This is a genomic window from Streptococcus agalactiae (assembly GCF_949788565.1).
In the GTDB taxonomy this organism is placed as follows: Bacteria; Bacillota; Bacilli; order Lactobacillales; family Streptococcaceae; genus Streptococcus; species Streptococcus agalactiae.
The window spans coordinates 979657-1001111 of sequence record NZ_OX460931.1 but is presented as its reverse complement, the minus strand read 5'-3'; the positions used below and the strand labels follow the sequence as shown (position 1 = coordinate 1001111).

The window sequence follows — 21455 nt, the reverse complement described above, 5'->3', positions numbered from 1 at the left end:
TCTCTATCTAGCTTACTATTTTGCAGAGCCTCCTTGTTTTAGGAGGCTTTTTTCTAGCTAAAATTTATAGAAAGAAATTATCATGAATCATCAAACACAAACACTTTCATTAGAACATTTTGTCAGTTTAGAAGAATTATCAAATCAAGAAGTTATGTCTTTGATAAAGAGAAGTATCGAAGTTAAAGAAAATCCTAGCAACATTGGTTTTGATAAAGATTACTATGTGTCAAATCTCTTTTTTGAGAATTCAACAAGAACACATAAGTCATTTGAAATGGCAGAACTCAAATTAGGATTAAAAACAATTGAATTTAATGCTGATACAAGTTCTGTTAATAAAGGAGAAACTCTTTATGACACTATCTTAACAATGAGTGCTCTAGGATTGGACGTTTGTGTCATTAGGCATCCTGATATTGACTATTATAAAGAATTGATTGCTAGTCCGAACATTCATTCAGCTATTGTCAATGGGGGTGATGGCTCAGGCCAACATCCAAGCCAATCACTTTTGGATTTGGTAACTATTTACGAAGAATTTGGATACTTCAAAGGGCTAAAAATTGCGATTGTAGGAGATTTAACTCACTCACGGGTAGCTAAATCTAACATGCAAGTGCTAAAACGATTAGGAGCTGAAATTTTCTTTTCTGGACCCAAAGAATGGTATAGTAGCCAGTTCGATGAATATGGGCAATATTTACCAATAGATCAGTTAGTTGATCAAATTGATGTCCTTATGCTTTTACGTGTTCAACACGAACGTCATGATGGTAAAGGGGCGTTTTCAAAAGAAAGCTATCATCAACAATTTGGTCTTACAAAAGAACGCTATAAACATTTAAGGGATACAGCAATTATTATGCACCCAGCACCCGTCAATAGGGATGTAGAGATTGCTAGCGATTTAGTAGAAGCAGATAAGGCTCGAATAGTGAAACAGATGAGTAATGGCGTCTATGCAAGGATAGCTATCTTAGAAGCAGTGCTCAATAGCAGATAATAAAGGAGATAAAATGAAGCGTCTATTATTATTGGAAGATGGTAGTGTGTTTGAGGGTGAGGCTTTCGGAGCGGATGTAGAAACAAGTGGTGAAATTGTTTTTAGTACAGGAATGACAGGGTATCAAGAATCTATAACAGATCAATCTTACAACGGTCAAATCATCACTTTTACTTATCCTCTTATTGGAAATTATGGGATAAATCGAGACGATTACGAATCTATTAGACCAACATGTAAGGGAGTAGTTGTTTATGAATGGGCAGAGTATCCAAGTAACTGGCGTCAACAGATGACACTTGATGAATTTTTAAAATTAAAAGGAATACCTGGAATTTCAGGTATAGATACTCGAGCATTAACAAAAATTATTCGAAAACATGGAACAATGAAAGCTTGTTTAATAAACGAGGGAAATTCTATTCATGAAGCACTAGAAAACCTTCAAAAAAGTGTTCTTTTAAATAATCAAATTGAACAAGTATCAACCAAATTAGCTTATGCTTCGCCTGGAGTTGGCAAAAATATTGTATTAGTTGACTTTGGTTTAAAACATTCTATTCTAAGAGAACTGTCACAACGTCAATGTCATATTACAGTCGTCCCTCATACTACGACAGCGCAAGAAATCTTAAATCTCAATCCAGATGGAGTACTCTTATCTAACGGCCCTGGGAACCCAGAACAATTACCGAATGCTTTACAAATGATCCAAGAAATTCAAGGTAAAATTCCAATTTTTGGTATTTGTATGGGACATCAACTATTTGCTAAAGCCAATGGTGCAAAGACTTATAAAATGACTTTTGGTCATCGAGGTTTTAACCATGCTGTTCGTCATTTGCAAACAGGACAGGTTGATTTTACAAGTCAAAATCATGGTTATGCTGTCTCGAGAGAAGATTTCCCTGAGGCTCTCTTCATTACACATGAAGAGATTAATGATAAAACCGTCGAAGGTGTCCGACATAAATACTATCCTGCCTTTTCAGTGCAGTTTCACCCAGATGCAGCACCAGGGCCGCATGATACATCTTATCTTTTTGATGAATTTATTAATATGATTGATGATTTCCAGCAAAAAAGCTAGCTTTAAAATATAGAATTAGAGGAGTTTGATATGCCAAAGCGCACAGACATACGTAAAATTATGGTTATCGGTTCTGGCCCGATTGTGATTGGACAAGCAGCAGAGTTTGACTATTCTGGTACACAAGCCTGTCTCTCTTTAAAAGAGGAGGGATACCAAGTTGTTTTGGTCAATTCGAATCCGGCTACTATCATGACAGATAAAGATATTGCTGATAAAGTTTATATTGAACCTATTACCTTGGAGTTTGTCACAAGAATTCTCAGGAAGGAAAGACCTGATGCTCTCCTTCCAACTCTTGGAGGTCAAACTGGATTGAATATGGCTATGGCTCTATCAAAAAATGGTATCCTAGAAGAATTGAATGTTGAACTATTAGGGACCAAATTACCAGCCATTGATAAAGCTGAAGATCGTGATTTATTTAAACAGTTGATGGAAGAACTCAATCAACCTATTCCAGAATCCGAGATTGTTAATTCGGTAGAAGAAGCTATTCAATTTGCAGAGCAAATCGGGTATCCATTAATTGTTCGTCCTGCCTTTACTTTAGGAGGTACAGGTGGAGGCATGTGCGATAATCAAGAACAATTGGTTGACATCACGACGAAGGGGTTAAAGTTATCGCCTGTGACACAGTGCCTTATTGAACGTTCAATTGCTGGCTTTAAAGAGATTGAATACGAAGTTATGCGTGATGCAGCAGATAATGCTCTTGTTGTTTGTAATATGGAGAATTTTGATCCTGTTGGTATCCATACAGGGGACTCTATAGTTTTTGCACCCGCACAAACGTTATCTGATGTGGAAAATCAGTTATTACGAGATGCGAGTTTAGATATTATAAGAGCTTTGAAAATTGAAGGAGGATGCAATGTTCAACTAGCCCTTGATCCGAATAGTTTTAAATACTATGTCATTGAAGTTAATCCAAGAGTATCAAGATCTTCTGCTTTAGCTTCAAAAGCTACTGGATATCCAATTGCTAAATTAGCAGCTAAGATAGCTGTTGGTTTGACACTAGATGAGGTAATTAATCCTATTACAAAAACGACTTACGCTATGTTTGAACCTGCTTTAGATTACGTAGTCGCAAAAATGCCGAGATTTCCTTTTGATAAATTTGAAAGTGGCGATAGAAAATTGGGAACACAGATGAAAGCTACAGGCGAAGTCATGGCAATAGGACGGAATATAGAAGAATCTTTGTTGAAAGCTTGTCGTTCACTAGAAACAGGTGTCGATCACATTAAAATAGCAGATTTAGATAATGTATCAGATGATGTTTTATTAGAAAAAATAAGAAAGGCAGAAGATGATCGCTTATTTTATCTAGCAGAAGCTTTACGTAGACATTATAGTATTGAAAAATTAGCAAGTTTGACTAGCATTGATTCTTTCTTCCTTGATAAGTTAAGAGTGATTGTAGGGTTAGAAGATCTATTATCTAAAAACAGACTGGATATCAATATTCTCAAAAAGGTTAAAAATAAAGGTTTTTCAGATAAAGCTATAGCGAGTTTATGGCAAATAAACGAAGATCAAGTTCGTAACATGCGAAAAGAAGCAGGAATTCTCCCAGTTTATAAGATGGTTGATACATGTGCGGCTGAGTTTGATTCAGCAACACCCTACTTTTATTCGACTTATGCCGTAGAAAACGAGTCATTGATATCAGATAAAGCCTCTGTTTTGGTTTTAGGATCGGGCCCAATCCGAATTGGACAGGGAGTTGAATTTGATTATGCAACGGTTCATTCTGTTAAAGCCATCAGAGAGTCTGGTTTTGAAGCGATTATCATGAACTCTAATCCAGAGACGGTCTCAACAGATTTCTCTATTTCAGATAAGCTTTACTTTGAACCTTTGACTTTTGAAGATGTTATGAATGTTATTGACTTAGAAAAACCTGAAGGGGTCATCTTACAATTCGGTGGTCAGACTGCTATTAATCTAGCAAAAGATTTAAACAAGGCAGGGGTTAAAATACTAGGCACACAATTAGAAGATTTGGATCGTGCTGAAAATAGAAAACAATTTGAAGCCACTTTGCAAGCCCTAAATATCCCTCAACCACCAGGTTTTACCGCCACTACGGAGGAAGAGGCAGTTAATGCAGCGCAAAAGATTGGTTATCCCGTGTTGGTTAGACCATCATATGTTCTTGGTGGACGAGCTATGAAGATAGTTGAAAACGAAGAAGATTTACGTCATTATATGACAACCGCGGTAAAGGCAAGCCCAGATCATCCAGTGCTTATAGATGCATACCTTATAGGTAAAGAGTGTGAGGTTGATGCTATATCCGATGGTCAGAATATACTGATTCCTGGAATAATGGAACATATAGAGCGAGCTGGTGTTCATTCAGGAGATTCCATGGCTGTATACCCTCCTCAAACATTGTCTGAGACCATTATCGAAACTATTGTAGATTATACAAAACGCTTAGCAATTGGATTAAACTGTATCGGTATGATGAATATTCAGTTTGTAATCAAGGATCAGAAAGTATATGTTATTGAAGTTAATCCTCGTGCTAGTAGAACACTTCCATTCTTATCAAAAGTAACTCACATTCCTATGGCCCAAGTAGCAACAAAAGTTATCTTAGGAGATAAACTCTGCAATTTTACATATGGTTATGATCTCTATCCAGCTTCAGATATGGTCCACATTAAAGCCCCTGTCTTTAGTTTTACCAAACTTGCTAAAGTAGATAGTTTATTAGGTCCTGAAATGAAATCAACAGGCGAAGTGATGGGATCAGATATTAATCTTCAGAAAGCCTTGTATAAAGCCTTTGAAGCAGCATATCTCCATATGCCAGACTATGGTAACATTGTTTTTACAGTAGATGATACAGACAAAGAAGAAGCTTTAGAACTTGCAAAAGTCTATCAAAGTATTGGTTATCGTATTTATGCTACCCAAGGGACTGCAATTTATTTTGATGCTAATGGTTTAGAGACAGTTTTAGTAGGTAAGTTAGGAGAGAACGATCGAAATCATATTCCTGATTTAATAAAAAATGGTAAGATTCAAGCAGTTATCAACACAGTTGGGCAAAATAACATTGATAACCATGATGCTCTCATCATCAGACGTTCTGCGATTGAACAAGGAGTTCCTCTATTTACATCTTTAGATACTGCACATGCAATGTTCAAAGTTCTTGAAAGCAGAGCATTTACATTAAAAGTACTAGATTAATCAAACGGTCAAGGTAAAATTAACTTCCAACAAAACAGAGTCGGACTAGATTAAATATAGCTTGTTCTGTTTTTATAAAAAAGCCTAATTGTGATAAAATAGGGAACAAACTTAAGGAGTTAATTATGTTAAAAACACGAACACATATTAATGAATTAGAAACAAAAATCGCCCTTGATTTAGTACACAGATATCTAGGTATTCAACAACTTGTTTTTTCAAAGTGGAGGCATTCTTTAGAAACTGGTTCATGGTCTTCTATTATAACAATAAATGGCGCTAATATTATCAATTACATTGTTGATGACATTAGTGACAGTAATAGTATTTCAGGTATTATTTGTCATCCTAAAAGTTTTCATCTCAGACCTAGAGAAAAAAAGGAACCTATTCAGTCTATTGATGAGTTAGATATCACCTGGTCTTTGAATAGAGAGGAAAAAGAATGATTCCAGATAGTAGTTTTAAAGTGCTATCAGATATGGCATATAATATTGAAAAATCCAAAGCAGAAAGTAATGGACACCTTCAAATTATAGAAGGTAGTCAAATTATTGATTTCCATCAAAAACGCTCTTTTATGGTATTAGAGGTTAATGATGATATCAATAATGGTATGCAGGCTATGGCATGTCAGTCTTTGGATGAAAGTAATCATATTGTTATAGCATATTCAGGAACGAACGCTTTTAATAAGAAAGATATCTTAACAGATATCGATTCAGTTGTATTGGGGAAGAACAATAAATTGCTAACTTGTCCTTCAAGTATTACCCTGAGAGAGGATGGCATTTCTCTGCCTTGTAAAAATCCAAGTCAAATTACAACATCTAAACTATTTGCACAAAAAATTAAGATGAACTATCCTGATGCAACCCTCTGGTTAACAGGCCATTCTCTAGGTGGTTATTTGGCCATGATTGTGGCTTCAGAAATGAGATTATCAGCGCGTGTTTTTAATTCCCCTAGTCCCATTAACAATATGTCTGAAGCAGCCGCATCCTATGTAATTTCACATCCAGAGAAGTATCGTAGTTACCGTATTAATAAAGATTACATTGGTAATTTTGGTATTAATAGTTCAGATGATAAATTAGGTATTTCTAAAAGAGTCAATGCTAAGAAGCAACATGGTTTTTATAAAAAGATTTTCTTTCACGAATTGACACGATTTCGATTAAATCAACAAGGACAGATTGTTGATATAGATGAAAATAAACAGGATTAAACAATAACATTAAAAATAATTTTAAATAATGCAGTAAATTTGAATATATTTTAAAAAATATGTTATAATAATTATGCAGTTGTTGCAAAAGTGTTTATAGAAAAAGGAGAAAATTTATGGCACAAATTAAATTAACACCAGAAGAACTTCGCGCATCAGCACAAAAATATACTGCTGGTTCTCAACAAGTAACAGAAGTCCTTAACTCACTTACTCAAGAACAAGCTGTTATTGATGAAAACTGGGATGGTAGCGCTTTTGATTCTTTCGAAGCACAATTCAATGAGTTGTCACCTAAAATCACAGAATTTGCTCAATTACTTGAAGACATTAATCAACAATTGCTTAAAGTTGCTGATATTGTTGAGCAAACAGACTCTGATATCGCTTCACAAATTGGTGGATAATTTTTTAAAAGATTGTAAATAAAAAAAGTCTCTGGTTTTACTTAAATGATATTCCAGAGATTTTTTTATACTTTTTTGTATTAAATAAGGTAAATATTAGGTATTTTCTCATTTTTATGATATAATATTTATACGTGATAGCGCTATATTTAAGAAGGGGTATTCAATGGCACAAATTAAATTAACACCAGAAGAACTTCGCTCATCAGCACAAAAGTACACAGCTGGTTCTCAACAAGTAACAGAAGTTCTTAATTTGCTTACTCAAGAGCAAGCAGTTATTGACGAAAATTGGGATGGATCTGCTTTTGATTCTTTTGAAGCACAATTCAATGAATTATCTCCAAAAATTACAGAATTTGCTCAATTACTCGAAGATATTAACCAGCAATTATTAAAAGTTGCAGATATCATTGAGCAGACGGATGCAGATATTGCTTCTCAAATTAGTGGATAGTATCGTATCATAGTCTATAAGTGAATAGGAAGGCAAAGCCTTCCTATTTTGTTGAAAATAAAATATATTTTAGGAAGAATTATGAAAAGAAATAACTTTAGAATACTTTGGTATATTATAGCTGTTGCTCTCTTTTTAGTAGCTATTGCTGGCCTTAATCTTAAGCTTCAAGGCGATCATGCGAAAGAGAATAAAATAACACAGTCAGCTACTAACACTAAACTAAATATAGCATTAGTCAACGAAGATCAAAATGTATCTAATGGTAAAGAAAGTTATAATTTAGGAGCTAGTTATATTAAGTCTATCGAACGTGATAATAGTCAAAATTGGTCAGTTGTTAGTCGAGGTACTGCTCAAAATGGATTAAACAAAGGTGATTATCAATTAATGGTTATCATCCCTAATAACTTTTCTCAAAAACTCCTTGATGTCAATAAAGCAAATGCAGAGCAAACAACTATCTCTTATAAGGTTAATGCCAAGGGGAATTTAGCATTAGAGAAAAAGGCAACTGAAAAAGGGAAAGATATTGTTTCAGAGTTAAATAGCCACTTAGTAAATATGTACATGGCAAGTATTTTAAGTAACTTATATACAGCTCAAGAAAATGTACAGGCCATGGTAAATGTTCAGTCAGGTAATATCTCAAATTACCAAAAAAATCTTTTAGATTCTGCAACTAATTTCCAAAATATCTTTCCAGCCCTCGTTAACCAGTCTAGTAGTTCCATTACTGCTAACGAATCACTGAAAAAATCTTTAGAAGCTTCTGATAACATGTTTAATGATTTGGTGACAACCCAGACAAATACTGGAAAAGATTTATCAAGCTTAATAGAACAGCGCCATCAAGATAGCATTTCGTATGAAGCGTTTTCGGCCTCATTACTAGAAATGAATAACGAGTTATTAGAGAAGCAATTATCTGATATTATCACACAAGCACAAAAAGACCAAGAAACATTATCATCACAACTCAATAGTATTATGGGTGATGATAACGATAATGATCATAATCATAAAGAAAACTCATCAGCTTATCTAAATGTTGCAAGGCAAAAAATCCAAGAACTATCTGAAGCACTCAAGTCACAAGATAACATCGCTAAAGATCAAAGTGAACAACTAGATAAAATTGTTAGAGAGGGACTAGCAAGTTACTTTGCTAAGAATAATAAAGATAATATTACTTTATTAGAATTATTGAAGAGTCATTCTACTAATGAGAAGACTTTGAAAGATTTTAAAGCTAAGGTAGCAGATTTCACAAATTCTCTCATTTCAAGCATTCCCTCACTAAACCTTTCGGAGTTGCACTTAACCCAAGAAGAAGAAAAAGCCATTCAGTTTACATCTTCTGATTCGGAAATCATTAAAAAAGTAAGCAATGAAAGAACTCTGTATTTAAATACTAATTTATTGAATCGTCTTTTTGAAGCTAGGAAAAATAGAGATGAAGCCAAAAATAAAGTTAATCAATTAAAATTGCCATCTAGTTCTACTCGAACTGGGGAGCAGATAGTTTCTGTTGAATCAAATAATCCAGATTACAGGGTAGATACCTGGACGGTTAATGGTAAGCAAACAAGAACCTTGGACCCCAGCCAAAACAATAATATTATTATCAATAGCAGTTATCAAGGGGAATTATCTAACTCTAGTATTACAAAACCAAGCTATACAATCACTATCGGGAATCAGAAACAAATTGTACAAAATGATGACGGTGAAATCCAACGGTCTTACTTGGAGGCAGAAGCAACGTATCAACGAACTCTACAAGAAGTAATTGATGCATATAACACCACTCACGACTTAGTAGCTAAATACTACATTATTTCTGATGGCGAAGAACCGCAAAATTTATTTGATCAATTTTTAAATCAAAGTGTTAACGATACGATGGTTGATCTGGTCAAAAATGGTATAACTAAGTATTTGATGGATGAAAACACTGCTGATGCGCAACAGAAAGTTAAAGATGTCATGGAGGAAGTTGAAAATAGCCAAGATGAATTGGTGGATCAAATGGCAAAAGTAACTGAGACAAATGTACGACTAACAGATACACTCAAAAAACAGCTTGAGACTCTTCAAACAATTAACATGAAGGTCCAAAACATCACACAGGATCAATCTAAAGTAAACGACTCACAGAAAACAACTGATCAACAATTATCTGATTTGAAGAACCAGCTAGATGGGCTAATGACCTCTGCAACTGGCGTAAAAGATATGTCCAAATCTAATAGTCAAGAGGCGGACCAAGTTAATCAAATATTCACATCATTCAATAAAGATGTTCAAGATGCTAAAAATTCGGGCAACAAACTTTCGACGGATGCAACAGATTTAATGGCTAACTTCCAAAAAGAATTGGCCAATAACGGTGATTTCGTAGCTTCTTTCTCTAAAGTTTTTAATACTGCTTATAAAAATGGAGTGCCAAATGATATTCTCCTTAATTTCTTATCACGACCTGTCGCTGAATCAGCGTCTGCAGTTAGGGCAACTGAAAATACTTATCGACCATTCACTTGGATACTATTATTAGAAGTTGTTAGCCTATTTACAGCATATATCTTTGCGACTCAAAACCTTATTAAGAAATTGACAGATAGGTATAATGTCAATCGCTGGCTTCAAACAGACTTTTTAAATGTCATTGTCATTTCAGGCCTCTCTCTTGTGATTGGTTTAGCACTGGGAGTTATCTCAAGCAGAAGTCTTCATGTCATGCCTGAATATGTACCATCTTGGTTCCTAGTTATGACTCTGTTTAGTTTTTTATTAATTCATAGTCAGTATTTCTTTGTTAAAAATTTTAAAGCAGTTGGTATGGGTTTAGCTTTGTTTATGATTATTAGTTTTGTGTATCTATCAAATGCCGTAGGCACAGTAGCGACTGTTAGTGGACTTCCAAAATTACTAAAAGCTATTAATCCACTATCTATCCTTGAAAGTCAATTATCATCTTATTTTGATAATGTGACAACTGGATTTATTTTCCTTATCTTAGTACTTCTTGTGGATGTTGCTTTTATTATCATGAATATTTTTATCACCTTAAATTTTGAAACTAAAGTAAAAGAATGAGGTTGTTGATGAAGTTGAAACGATTTTTAGCCTGTCTACTAATATTATCCTGTATGAGTCAAACATCAGTATTTTCTGATGGGTTAAAGAATAATGATATTCATTTTGATACAAAACGTTTAGAATCAGATTCACAAAAAAATTCTGGTTTTCAAACTGAATTAACTAAAGATTTATTTAAAAAAGAAGACCTTAAAAAATTGGATAAAAACCGTCAATCTAAAGTCTCACTCCAGAAAAAGCAGTCTAAGCAACTGTTTCAATATTCAAATAAAGGACAATCTGATAGGAAAAAACGTATCAAACAATTATTTTCTGAAGAAAGTAATCAATTTAAATTTGTTACAAGAACAGAAGAAGCGACTGTTTCGGCTGATATTGGTCATATGATTATGTACCTGGTTCTCATTAGTTTGGTACTAATATTAGCTTCTATAATGACTTTTAAAATAAAGGACAAAAAGGATGAATACACATATTAACATTACTCTAGATATGGGGGAAACCTCAAAAGATTTACGTATCCCTTTGAAAATTAGCGTTAAGCAATTAGTAATGGAATTAGATAGTATTTTTAGCCGTACTGAAAGGCGTACCAAATATCAACTAAGAGTTATAAATAAAGGTATTTTATTGGGAGAGAACGATATATTAGCGCACCATCCAGTAACAACTGGTGATCGTATAAGGATAGAGGAGTTTTATTAATGGAAACAGATTCGTTTGTATTTGAAGAACAAGACTTTCAATTTGAAAAAGGACCAGATTTCTGGCAGTTATCTCTTAAGCGTTCAAAAGTAGGAACTCAAAATCTGCAACAACTGCAATTGTTAGAAATTCACCATTCTTTGTTGATGCCTATGACAACTGCAATTGATGCAGATACCATTCAATTTCAATTCCAGACAGAAGCGCACGCTCTATCTTTTGAAAGCTTTAAAAAAGAAACTTTATCTGAAAAATTACGATTAGCCTTGAATGTCTTGGATTTAGATAAGGCTTTGTCTTTGCCAGTAAATTTCATTTTGCATCCCTCTAATCTATTTTTAACAAAAAATGCAACTGCTAAAATAGCTTATCGTAGCCTTCCTGGGATTATGACACCTGAGAAGTTTGGTCCAGAGGAGTTTTTATATCAATTCAAATGTTTTGTCTTTGCATTATTGACGCAACATGACTATATAGAATTGTATAATGGTGCTATTTCTGTTATTGAAGTATCAGATTTCCTAAAAAGCATTTATCATGCAGAAACTATTCAGGCTGTTAGAGACATCATTACTACTGATTATGAGCAGCAAGTAGAAGTAGAAACTCATACGTTAGCAAAAGTATCAAAGGCAAAATATAAGCTTTATAAATACATAAGTGTCTGGCTAGGAGCTTTATCTACAATACTCTTAATTCCGCTAGTATATCTGGTTTTTATTCACAATCCATTCAAAGAAAAAATGTTGGCAGCGGATACTTCATTTATTAAAGTTGATTATAATCAAGTGATTAATCGACTAGAACATGTAAAAGTAAGTAAGTTACCTTATACACAGAAGTACGAGTTGGCCTATTCCTATATTAATGGAATGTCATTTTCTGAAGAACAGCGTGAAGTTATTTTAAACAATGTTACGCTCAAGACTGATGAGCTCTATCTTGATTATTGGATTAATATTGGCCGTGGTTTAGATGATGATGCTATTGATGCTGCCAAACGTTTAGACGATTCTGACCTTGTTATTTATGCTATTGTTCAGAAAATGGATCAGGTTAGAAAAGACAATAGTTTATCTGGTAAAGATCGTGAACAAAAACTTTCTGAGCTACAAACAGACTATGATAAATATTGGAAAGACCGTAAGACAGCCTTAACAGATGAGGAATCCAAATCGAAAAATAGCAATAATCATTCGACAAATTCCAACAAAGAGTTGTCATCTGAATCATCAAGTACTACAACAAGTACATCTTCTAAAACTAAAAGTAGGTAGGTGGATATGTTAGTTATTTGTTATTATCAATCACTCCGCTACGAATTTAATATTGAAGAGGAGAAATCCTTTCTAATATCATCAAACAGCAAGTCGCCAATACCAGTATCAGATTTAGAAAATGACATCACGCTAAAAAATATGCAAGGTCAATTGGTATATATTATTGACCAAAAAGAAAAAGAGTTAACTAATGGTGTAGAGATTTCAGGAATTGTCTTCTATTTAGCGAATAATCAAAAAGAAATCTATACTCCCTTAGATTACGAAGATATATTAATCGGTGATAAAGAAGGGTATCATATCCGTTTTAAAGAAGGAGCCCCTAATTTATTACTGAAAAAAATAGAAAGTAATTGGCAGCTTAATTTATTTGAAGGTGATATTTATTTGAATAATCATCTTCAAAAAGTAGTGCAGCAGTTACCTTTAAGTTTAGGTGATGAGATTAGCTTCCAAGGCACAATTATTAAGCTTTTTCCAGATGAAATTCAAATCTGGGGGGGAACTGATTATGAAACATCATTAACTAAGAAAGTTATGTCAGCTTATCAATTTTACGAAGGCTATCCTGATTTTCACCGCTCACCTCGTATTATTTATCGTTCCAGTGAAGATAAAATTACAGTTAATGCGCCTGGTAATGAACCTAATAAGTCTAAAGATGAACTGTTAAAATTAATTGTTCCTCCTCTAGTGATGATTGGAGTCAGCATTCTTATTTCTATTTTTCGTCCTCGTGGTATCTATATCATTGCAACAATGTCAATGGCTCTAGTGACGATGATTTTCTCTATCACTGGTTACTTTAAAAATCGTAAACAGTATAAGCAGGACTTACAAGAACGCATTGATTCCTATCATGACTATTTATCTGATAAGTCAATTGAACTTCAGAAGTTAGCTAAAGAGCAAAAGCGTGGGCAACACTATCATTACCCAACGATTGAAGATTTACAGGAAATGGCTGATACTTATCACCATCGTATTTATGAAAAGACACCACTTCATTTTGACTTCTTGTATTATCGCCTAGGTTTGGGAGAAGTACCAACGAGCTATAATATTCATTATTCTCAACCAGAACGTTCTGGGAAAAAAGATCCTTTAGAGAACGAAGGCTATAACCTCTACTTTAACAATCGTTATATTAAAAATATGCCGATTGTTGCGAATTTATCACATGGACCAGTTGGCTATATAGGACCACGAGGTTTAGTACTGGAGCAACTCCAATTGATGGTTAATCAATTAGCTTTTTTCCATTCTTACCATGATGTTCAATTTATTACTATTGTTCCAGAGGAAGAGATGGATAAGTGGTCTTGGATGCGTTGGTTGCCACATGCAACCTTACAAGATGTCAATGTTCGTGGCTTTGTTTATAATCAAAGAAGCCGTGATCAAGTGCTCAACAGTCTTAACCAAATTTTAAAATTACGTCGCACACAACGCGAAGATAAATCTGCCAAAGAAGGGACTTTATTTTCTCCGCATTATGTCGTTATTGTAACTGATGAAAAGTTAATTTTAGATCACGTCATCATGGAATTCTTTACGGAAGATCCTACAGAATTGGGATGTTCTCTCATCTTTGTTCAAGATGTTATGAGTTCACTTTCAGAAAATATCAAAACCATTATTAATATTAAAGACCGTAATACTGGTCAGTTAGTTATAGAAGAAGGAGAGCTTAAAGAAACAGATTTTGAATTAGATCATTTCTTAGAGGATTATGACAAGGAAAATATTTCACGTCGCCTAGCTCCGTTAAATCACCTACAAAATCTTAAATCTTCAATACCAGAAGCAGTTACTTTTATGGAAATGTATCAAGCAGAAGAATTTGAAGATTTGCATGTTCAAGAGCGTTGGATAAGCCATGCTCCGTATAAAAGCTTAGCTGTTCCACTTGGCTTACGTGGTCAGGATGATATTGTTTATCTAAACCTACATGAAAAAGCTCATGGTCCTCATGGATTAGTTGCAGGAACAACGGGATCAGGGAAGTCAGAAATTATCCAGTCCTATATTCTTTCTTTAGCTGTTAATTTCCATCCACACGATGTAGCTTTCCTTCTCATAGACTACAAAGGTGGGGGGATGGCAAATCTCTTTAAGGACCTGCCACACTTACTTGGCACCATCACCAACTTAGATGGTGCCCAATCGATGCGTGCTTTGGTTTCTATTAATGCTGAATTGAAACGTCGTCAACGTTTATTTGCTAAAGCTGATGTTAATCATATTAACCAGTATCAGAAGAAATACAAACTTGGAGAAGTTTCAGAACCAATGCCTCATCTCTTCTTAATCTCCGATGAGTTTGCCGAATTGAAATCCAACCAACCTGAGTTTATGAAAGAGCTTGTCTCAACAGCGCGAATTGGTCGTTCCCTAGGGATTCACTTAATCCTAGCGACCCAAAAACCATCTGGTGTGGTAGATGACCAAATCTGGTCAAACTCACGCTTCAAACTAGCTCTTAAAGTAGCAGACCGCGGCGACTCCATGGAAATGCTCCATACCCCAGATGCCGCCGAGATTACACAAGCAGGACGTGCCTACCTCCAAGTTGGTAATAATGAAGTCTATGAACTCTTCCAATCAGCATGGTCAGGAGCAGATTACCAACCTGAAAAAGACGACCAAGGGATTGAAGACCATACCATTTATTCCATCAACGACCTTGGCCAATACGAAATCCTAAATGATGATCTTTCAGGCTTAGACCAAGCCGAAAATATTAAAGAAGTACCTACGGAATTAGATGCCATCGTTGAAAACATTCAAGCTTTAACCAAAGAAATGGGCATCTCAGACTTACCTCAACCGTGGCTACCGCCTCTAAGCAATCAGATTTCAGTAACCGATCTCCGTAAGGAAGAATCAGTAGACCTCTGGAGCAAGGCCCCATCTTACAAAGCTGTTCTTGGCTTTATGGATATACCAAGCCAACAAGCACAAGAAGTAGCTTACCACGATTTTGAAGATGATGGGCATTTGTCAATTTTTGCAGGACCAAGTATGGGGAAATCCACAGCCCTTCAAACTGTAACAATGGATTTAGCACGTCACAATAGTCCAGAATTTTTAAACCTTTATCTCTTTGATTTTGGTACCAATGGCCTCCTACCTCTAAGACGTTTGCCACATGTAGCAGATTTCTTTACCATTGATGATGACGAAAAAATAGCCAAGTTTATTGCCCGTATCAAAGTTGAAATGTCTGACCGTAAAAAAGCCCTCAGTCGCTACAATGTCGCGACAGCAAAACTTTACCGTCAGGTATCTGGGGAAACCATGCCTCAAATCCTGATTGTTATCGACAGTTATGAAGGGCTACGGGAAGCTCAGACACTGACTAACTTAGAAGCTTGTTTCCAAAATATTTCGCGTGATGGGTCGTCACTTGGTATTTCCTTAGTTATCTCAGCTGGTCGTATGGCAGCTTTGAGGTCGTCCTTAATGGCCAACCTTAAAGAACGTATCGCTCTTAAATTAACAGATGACTCTGAATCACGGACACTTGTCGGTCGTCACCAACACATCATGGAAGATATTCCAGGACGTGGATTAATCAAACGTGATGACATTGAAGTGTTACAAGTGGCCCTCCCAACAGAAGGCACTGAAACCTTTGACATCATCAGTAACATCCAAACCGAATCTGACGCCATGAACGACAAATGGACTGGACCAAGACCAAAAGCAATACCAATTGTTCCAGAAGAATTAACCTTTGACGACTTTATGGCTACAGATAGTGTTCAAGCAGATCTATCAGCTAATCGTTTACCACTTGGGCTTGAAATGATTGACGTTGAAAGTTATGGTTTAGCACTTAATCGCTTTAAGCATATGCTTTACATGTCTGATTCTGACGAGTCACTCGAAGCAGTTGGTTCCCATATCATCAAGGTCTTGCTTAACGTCCCAAATTACCATACCATGATCATCGATTCGCTTGGCGAATATGAAAGCTATCAAAGTCAGGTACGTACTTATGTGGGTTCTGATATGATTGAAGATATGGCGGATCAGTTGATCTATGAGTTGCAGCAACGTGAAAGCCAATCTGAGATAGCTGAATGGTTTATCATGATTCCAGATTTTGAAAACTTTGCGGCTAAGAGCAATATGAAGCTTGAACAGGTTCAGGCATTGTTTGACAATGGACCACGCTATGGTTTACATCTGATTCTTGGATCAAGCTATAACTATGTTGGGACTAAGATCGATGCTGTGCCTAAATACGTTCGCACAACGGTTCAATATGTTCTTGCCGGCATGCGCCTCATGGATCAAACCTTCCTTGAAAAAGTGTATAATAGTAAGGAAATCCGTCCAAACAAAGACGAAGCCTACATTCACGATAGAAAAAACTATCAAAAATTAAAACTCACCATAGACTAAGAAAGGAGACCCAATGGCAAAAATACAAAGTAATGCCTCCGTCGCATCCACCTGTGCAACTGCAATACAATCAGGAGCCAGTGGAATTACAGCAGTAGGAAAAGTAACAAAAGATGAGTCCAGTCAGTATTCCGGACAAACTAGTGCCGATCTTTACATTGATAGTGAAGCTAGCAAGAGTGTAGACATAGCTGGAAAATTAACAGAATTTATTGGACTCATTCACTCTACGGCGAGTGAATTTGAGGCAATGGACTCGGCTATCAGCCAGTCTATCTCAGTGCCTAATCAATATACAACAAACTCTTATACAAGTCCTTCTATTACTCCAAAGCCTTATTTTAAATAAGGGGAGGGAATTGTATGGTAAGAATGGAAATAGAAGAGCTAGATAATCAGGCGGCAACTGTCCAAAAACAGGTTGAAATAATGGAAGAGAGAAGACTTCAATTGGAAAAGTCTTATGAAAAAGCCATTAATTTACAAAGTGATATCCACCAATCAATTCGTAATAATTCTCTTGAACTAACCCAAGAAGAGATTTTAGACAATGAAGAAATTTTAAGTGTTTTTTCAAGACAAAGTCGGCTAGTGGAAGAGTATTATTCAGAAGAAAAACGTCAATTGAAAGAAGAAGAGCTTAAGTTACGGGATAAACTAGACGGCATTATTCAAAAAAGGCAACTATTGTATATTGAAAATGAAGAAAAAATAAGGAAAGGAGAACTAAATGGTAAAAGTTAATGTTGGAACTATGAGCGCTCAAGTCTCATCGGTATCCTCTATAGTTTCTCAGAGAGTGGCAGCCTTAACCAGTGCCAAACAAAGTCTAAGTAGTTTTTCAAATCAAGAAGGCTTAGAGGGGACTGCTTATCAAAATGCAAAATCATATGCCTCGAGTGTAATGGCCCCTTTAATTGATGGCATGATTCTCTTGTCTGAGGAAACAGAAAAAGGTGTCACTAAATTACAGACTTTGTATGCGGAAAAATGTGGTAGCGAAAGTTTAGACTCAGAAGTCCTTACAGCAAAGATTGAAGACGATGAAGAATTATTACGAAAAATTCAAGACCTCAAAGATCATTTAGATAAAAATGCTAAAATCTTATCACATGCCTTTGACGGTTTGGAAGCTAGAGTCAAAGCAAGACTAAGAAAAAATCGTAAGAAACTCAAAAATCTTATGGAATTTAATGCAGAATCTACCTCGGTCTTTAATGATTTAATGGGATATTCAGATGCTGTATCGTCTGGTTTGACATTTGTATCTAAAGGCTTTAGTGGCTTCAATGGCCAGTTCTCTTTAGCCTCAAATCTTGATTGGATAAAAACAATCAAGACTGGGATGGAAGTAAGAAAAGAAGCTAAAGAGGTCAGTATTAAGAAAACCAAAAATACAGTTGAAAATATTAATAAAGTGGAAAGAGGTCTAAGCTACGGAAGCACTGCTAACGTGATGCGTAGTGAGGCTGTAGCAAGTGCAAAAAAAATACGAAATGGAACATGGAAGAATAATCCAGTTAAGAGTACAAAATCTGGTGTGAAAACTTGGAAACAAGTCAATGGAGAAGTAAATCGATTTAAGGATGTTAGAGAAGCAAAACATTTAGACCAGGCAATTAATGGAACAGGTGAGTATGTAAAAGGAAGTGGAATTAAGGGTGCTGCTAAAAGTGTAGGATATTTAGGAGGGACTATGGCTGTCTTGGATGGAGTAACTACATATATGGACAGAAAAGAAAAATATGGAAATACTAGTGCCGCAATTGACGGAGTAGCACATACTGGGACGGCTGTAGGTGCAATGTATGCAGGTGCATTTATTGGTTCTTGGATTCCAATTCCTGTTGTAGGAACTCTAGCAGGAGCAGCAACTGGCTATATAGTTGGTGGTCTTGCAAATACAATTTATGATGGGATAGCACATAATGATTGGGATTGGGATAATTTTGCAATATTTTAAGGAGTAATTATGTTTTTAAGAAAAAAAATTTATATAGGCGAAACTAGTAATGGGGTTATCTATTACAATACTAAAACTGGTGAAATTTTATTATCAGCTAATAAAAGTAAGTTACTTAATACAGAAGAATCTGGGCAATTAAATAAATTCATTCCATATCTGATTGGTTTATTTATGTTATTTGGTAGTCTGGGCATTACAAGTTTTTCTTTTGGAGAATACAACTATACAATATTAATGTTACTTATTATTCTTTGGGTAATGGAGTTTTTGGGAATGGTTATATTGTTAGAACGAGCTCTATATAAAGATGTCAATCATATGGTTAAAGCTAGTAAAAAAGAATTTAAAATTGCAGCCGATGGAAATCTTATGTGGAATAATTTTAGTGACAAAAAAGTAACGATTAAAAAAAAAATAATATCCTGGTTTATGGTTTTCCTAGTCGGTATTTGTGGTTTTTCTCCAATTTTGATTATAAATATTATTATTAATTCCATGGGAAAGAGTATAAGGAGTGAGATAGTAATGTTTAGTTTAATTGGTTTGATGCCAGCAGTGATGGTTATTGGAATATTCCAAAATAACCCGATTAGATTTTTCAAAGCTGTAGAAGAAGTAAGAAGTAATAAATATCAAAAGAAAATGAAGAAAGAAGAGAAATAATATGGAAAATAAAATTTTACCATTAGGAAGTATTGTCACTTTAAAAAATGGAGATGGAAGTGAGTTAATGATTGTTACTAGAGCAGCAATCATTGAAGAGGATGGAGTAGAAGTCTATTTTGATTACGGATCAGTTTTAATTCCTCAAGGGATGGTATCTCCAGAAAACGTTTATTTTTTCAATGCTGAAAATGTTGAAGAAGTTATTTTTAAAGGTTTTGAAAATGAAGCGGAAAAAGACTTTCAATCTAATTATGAAACTATGATTGAACAGTCTATTTATCCCAAAGGTAATGTTGAGGAATAATGAATAGTAGGTTTCATGACAGATTGACTTTGTTATCTATTTAGGCAATAGCTGTGTAAGATTAGTATACGGAAAATTAGTCAATATGAGTGATAACCAATTCTACAGTCTAATGTAATCAAAAGAAAAGTCTAAAAAACAGAAAGTAGAAAGTATATCCCTTAATAATAAAAATATTGTTACTCGCAGCCCATTTAGCGGATCAACACAATTATTTTTCAAAAATAAAAAAATGGCAAAGTAAAAAAAGTAAAAGATGGCTTTTCATGGACCGCACTCTTTTTTGGTGGATTAGTTCCTCTCTTTAGAAGAGATTTTAAATGGTTTTTCATTTATTTCGTAGGAGCTTTTGCTCTAATTTACCTATTAGAAGCATTTGGCCTTGATGAAAAGTATGTCGGTTATGGACTAGGTGCTTCATTTGGTATGGTATATAATTCGATTTTCATCAATGGTTTAAGAAATAATCCAGATTGGGAAGAAATATCAGAGTCAGATATTAAGTGATAGCGTAGACATCCTCAATTAGTCAATACATAATAAGATAGTTGTTTTTAAGCAACTATCTATTTAGGAACAGAGATGAAAGTTAAGTATCTTCTTTGTTCTTAAGTAGGTAGTTTCATGGATTATAAATTTTGGAAAGTTAATGATTCAGGACAATATTAGTATTAGATTGTGATGACTTTTAAAGCGTGAGCTAGGATATAAGATTTGTTAGTACTTTTCTGATTTTAAAGGTAACCTATGATTTAAAAAACATCTCATGGAATTCAACGCGGAATCCTCAACAGTCTTTGGTGGACTAACAGAAGTTCAGGATGCCGTTTCTGCAGGCCTTAACTATGTCTCAGAAGGTTTTAGAAATTTCAATGGTACATTTGATACCTCAGGTAAAGGTCTTGATTGGACAAAAACAATCAAGACTGGGAGGGAAGTAAGAAAAGAAGCTAGAGACAAGGAACTGAAGAAGAAAAAGTCAAATGAATCTTATGATGGAAAAGATGCAATTAACGATTTAGAAGGCAAAGTGAAAGATGTAAAAAATTATGCTACTGAAATTGCAGGACAACAATTTAGTAAAATAAGTTAAACTACGTTGAAAGATGGCAAAAATATAGGTAAAGTTTATGGTGCAAAATTACAACCAAGAGATGCTAACGGACGGTTCGTAAAGGATACTAATCCTTTGCGTAAAAGTGCAACAAGTAAACTTAAAGGTATTACAAATGCTGAGAGTAGAGTTATAGGGAGAGCTGCACGTGTTGGTGGTACTGTCTTAGTAGCATATAATTTTTATTCAGTTGCAAAAGAACATTATGATAGACATCATAATGTTGGAAGAGCAATGTCATATAGCGGATTAACAACGACAACCGGTGTGGCTGCTGGAGCAATAGGAGCTAGTGTAGGTACTGGATTAGCTACATCTGCTGGATTTGCAGCTACGAGTATTGTAGCTGGATTTGCAGCACCATTGGTGGGAGCAGTTGCGGTGATTGGTGCAAAAGCAATTTATGAAAATGTTAAACCTGTGCGAAGAGCAATTGACAGTGTTGGAGACGCTCTTAACAATATAGGTAAGTCTTTCAGTTCTGCATTAAAATGGGGGTAGACT

General features: G+C 35.0%; 17 protein-coding genes and 1 pseudogene. All 18 read left to right on the top strand.

The window, feature by feature from the left end:
- Positions 1-82 precede the first annotated feature (82 nt).
- Positions 83-1006, top strand: coding sequence for an aspartate carbamoyltransferase catalytic subunit (locus tag QOR44_RS05235; protein ID WP_001016471.1), 924 nt, complete (start codon positions 83-85; stop codon positions 1004-1006).
- Between the two features lie 13 nt (positions 1007-1019).
- Positions 1020-2096 carry a carbamoyl phosphate synthase small subunit gene (locus tag QOR44_RS05230; protein ID WP_000826113.1) on the top strand — a complete coding sequence of 359 codons (1077 nt, stop codon included), beginning with the start codon at positions 1020-1022 and terminating at the stop codon, positions 2094-2096.
- 30 nt (positions 2097-2126) lie between these two features.
- Positions 2127-5309: a carbamoyl-phosphate synthase large subunit gene (carB, locus tag QOR44_RS05225; protein WP_001126454.1), complete on the top strand. Its 3183-nt coding sequence runs from the start codon at positions 2127-2129 to the stop codon at positions 5307-5309.
- Positions 5310-5434: 125 nt separating this feature from the next.
- On the top strand, positions 5435-5758 hold the full coding sequence (locus tag QOR44_RS05220) for a hypothetical protein (protein ID WP_000921240.1): 324 nt from the start codon (positions 5435-5437) through the stop codon (positions 5756-5758).
- Positions 5755-6537 (top strand): lipase family protein, encoded by a 783-nt coding sequence (locus QOR44_RS05215; RefSeq protein ID WP_001883331.1) that lies wholly within the window; start codon positions 5755-5757, stop codon positions 6535-6537. The genes QOR44_RS05220 and QOR44_RS05215 overlap by 4 nt, the downstream gene beginning before the upstream one ends.
- A 116-nt stretch (positions 6538-6653) precedes the next feature.
- Positions 6654-6944 (top strand): WXG100 family type VII secretion target, encoded by a 291-nt coding sequence (locus tag QOR44_RS05210; RefSeq protein ID WP_000057247.1) that lies wholly within the window; start codon positions 6654-6656, stop codon positions 6942-6944.
- A 166-nt stretch (positions 6945-7110) separates the two neighbouring features.
- The gene (locus tag QOR44_RS05205; RefSeq protein ID WP_000057250.1) at positions 7111-7401 is read left to right on the top strand and encodes a WXG100 family type VII secretion target; all 291 of its coding nucleotides are present in this window, start codon (positions 7111-7113) and stop codon (positions 7399-7401) included.
- Between the two features lie 81 nt (positions 7402-7482).
- Positions 7483-10500: a type VII secretion protein EsaA gene (gene esaA, locus QOR44_RS05200; RefSeq protein WP_000828089.1), complete on the top strand. Its 3018-nt coding sequence runs from the start codon at positions 7483-7485 to the stop codon at positions 10498-10500.
- Positions 10501-10508: 8 nt separating this feature from the next.
- The gene (gene essA / locus QOR44_RS05195; RefSeq protein ID WP_000769476.1) at positions 10509-10982 is read left to right on the top strand and encodes a type VII secretion protein EssA; all 474 of its coding nucleotides are present in this window, start codon (positions 10509-10511) and stop codon (positions 10980-10982) included.
- A complete protein-coding gene (locus tag QOR44_RS05190) occupies positions 10966-11208 on the top strand; it encodes an EsaB/YukD family protein (protein WP_001091721.1) in 243 nt (80 codons plus the stop codon). Before essA ends, QOR44_RS05190 begins: the two co-directional genes overlap by 17 nt.
- Entirely contained in the window at positions 11208-12485 is a 1278-nt protein-coding gene (gene essB, locus QOR44_RS05185) for a type VII secretion protein EssB (RefSeq protein WP_000447064.1), read from the top strand. The genes QOR44_RS05190 and essB overlap by 1 nt, the downstream gene beginning before the upstream one ends.
- A gap of 6 nt (positions 12486-12491) precedes the next feature.
- Complete coding sequence (gene essC, locus QOR44_RS05180; RefSeq protein WP_283572678.1) at positions 12492-16901, top strand: type VII secretion protein EssC; 4410 nt, start codon at positions 12492-12494, stop codon at positions 16899-16901.
- Positions 16902-16914: 13 nt separating this feature from the next.
- Positions 16915-17250, top strand: coding sequence for a TIGR04197 family type VII secretion effector (locus QOR44_RS05175; protein ID WP_001063019.1), 336 nt, complete (start codon positions 16915-16917; stop codon positions 17248-17250).
- Positions 17251-17264: 14 nt separating this feature from the next.
- Positions 17265-17645 carry a hypothetical protein gene (locus QOR44_RS05170; RefSeq protein ID WP_000251999.1) on the top strand — a complete coding sequence of 127 codons (381 nt, stop codon included), beginning with the start codon at positions 17265-17267 and terminating at the stop codon, positions 17643-17645.
- Positions 17632-18864 carry a hypothetical protein gene (locus tag QOR44_RS05165; protein WP_000241510.1) on the top strand — a complete coding sequence of 411 codons (1233 nt, stop codon included), beginning with the start codon at positions 17632-17634 and terminating at the stop codon, positions 18862-18864. Before QOR44_RS05170 ends, QOR44_RS05165 begins: the two co-directional genes overlap by 14 nt.
- Positions 18865-18873: 9 nt before the next feature.
- Positions 18874-19530: a hypothetical protein gene (locus QOR44_RS05160; RefSeq protein ID WP_000479760.1), complete on the top strand. Its 657-nt coding sequence runs from the start codon at positions 18874-18876 to the stop codon at positions 19528-19530.
- Position 19531: 1 nt separating this feature from the next.
- Positions 19532-19837: a DUF4176 domain-containing protein gene (locus tag QOR44_RS05155; protein ID WP_000428216.1), complete on the top strand. Its 306-nt coding sequence runs from the start codon at positions 19532-19534 to the stop codon at positions 19835-19837.
- 766 nt (positions 19838-20603) lie between these two features.
- Positions 20604-21452 (top strand): annotated as a pseudogene (locus tag QOR44_RS10270) (hypothetical protein).
- Positions 21453-21455: the final 3 nt, after the last annotated feature.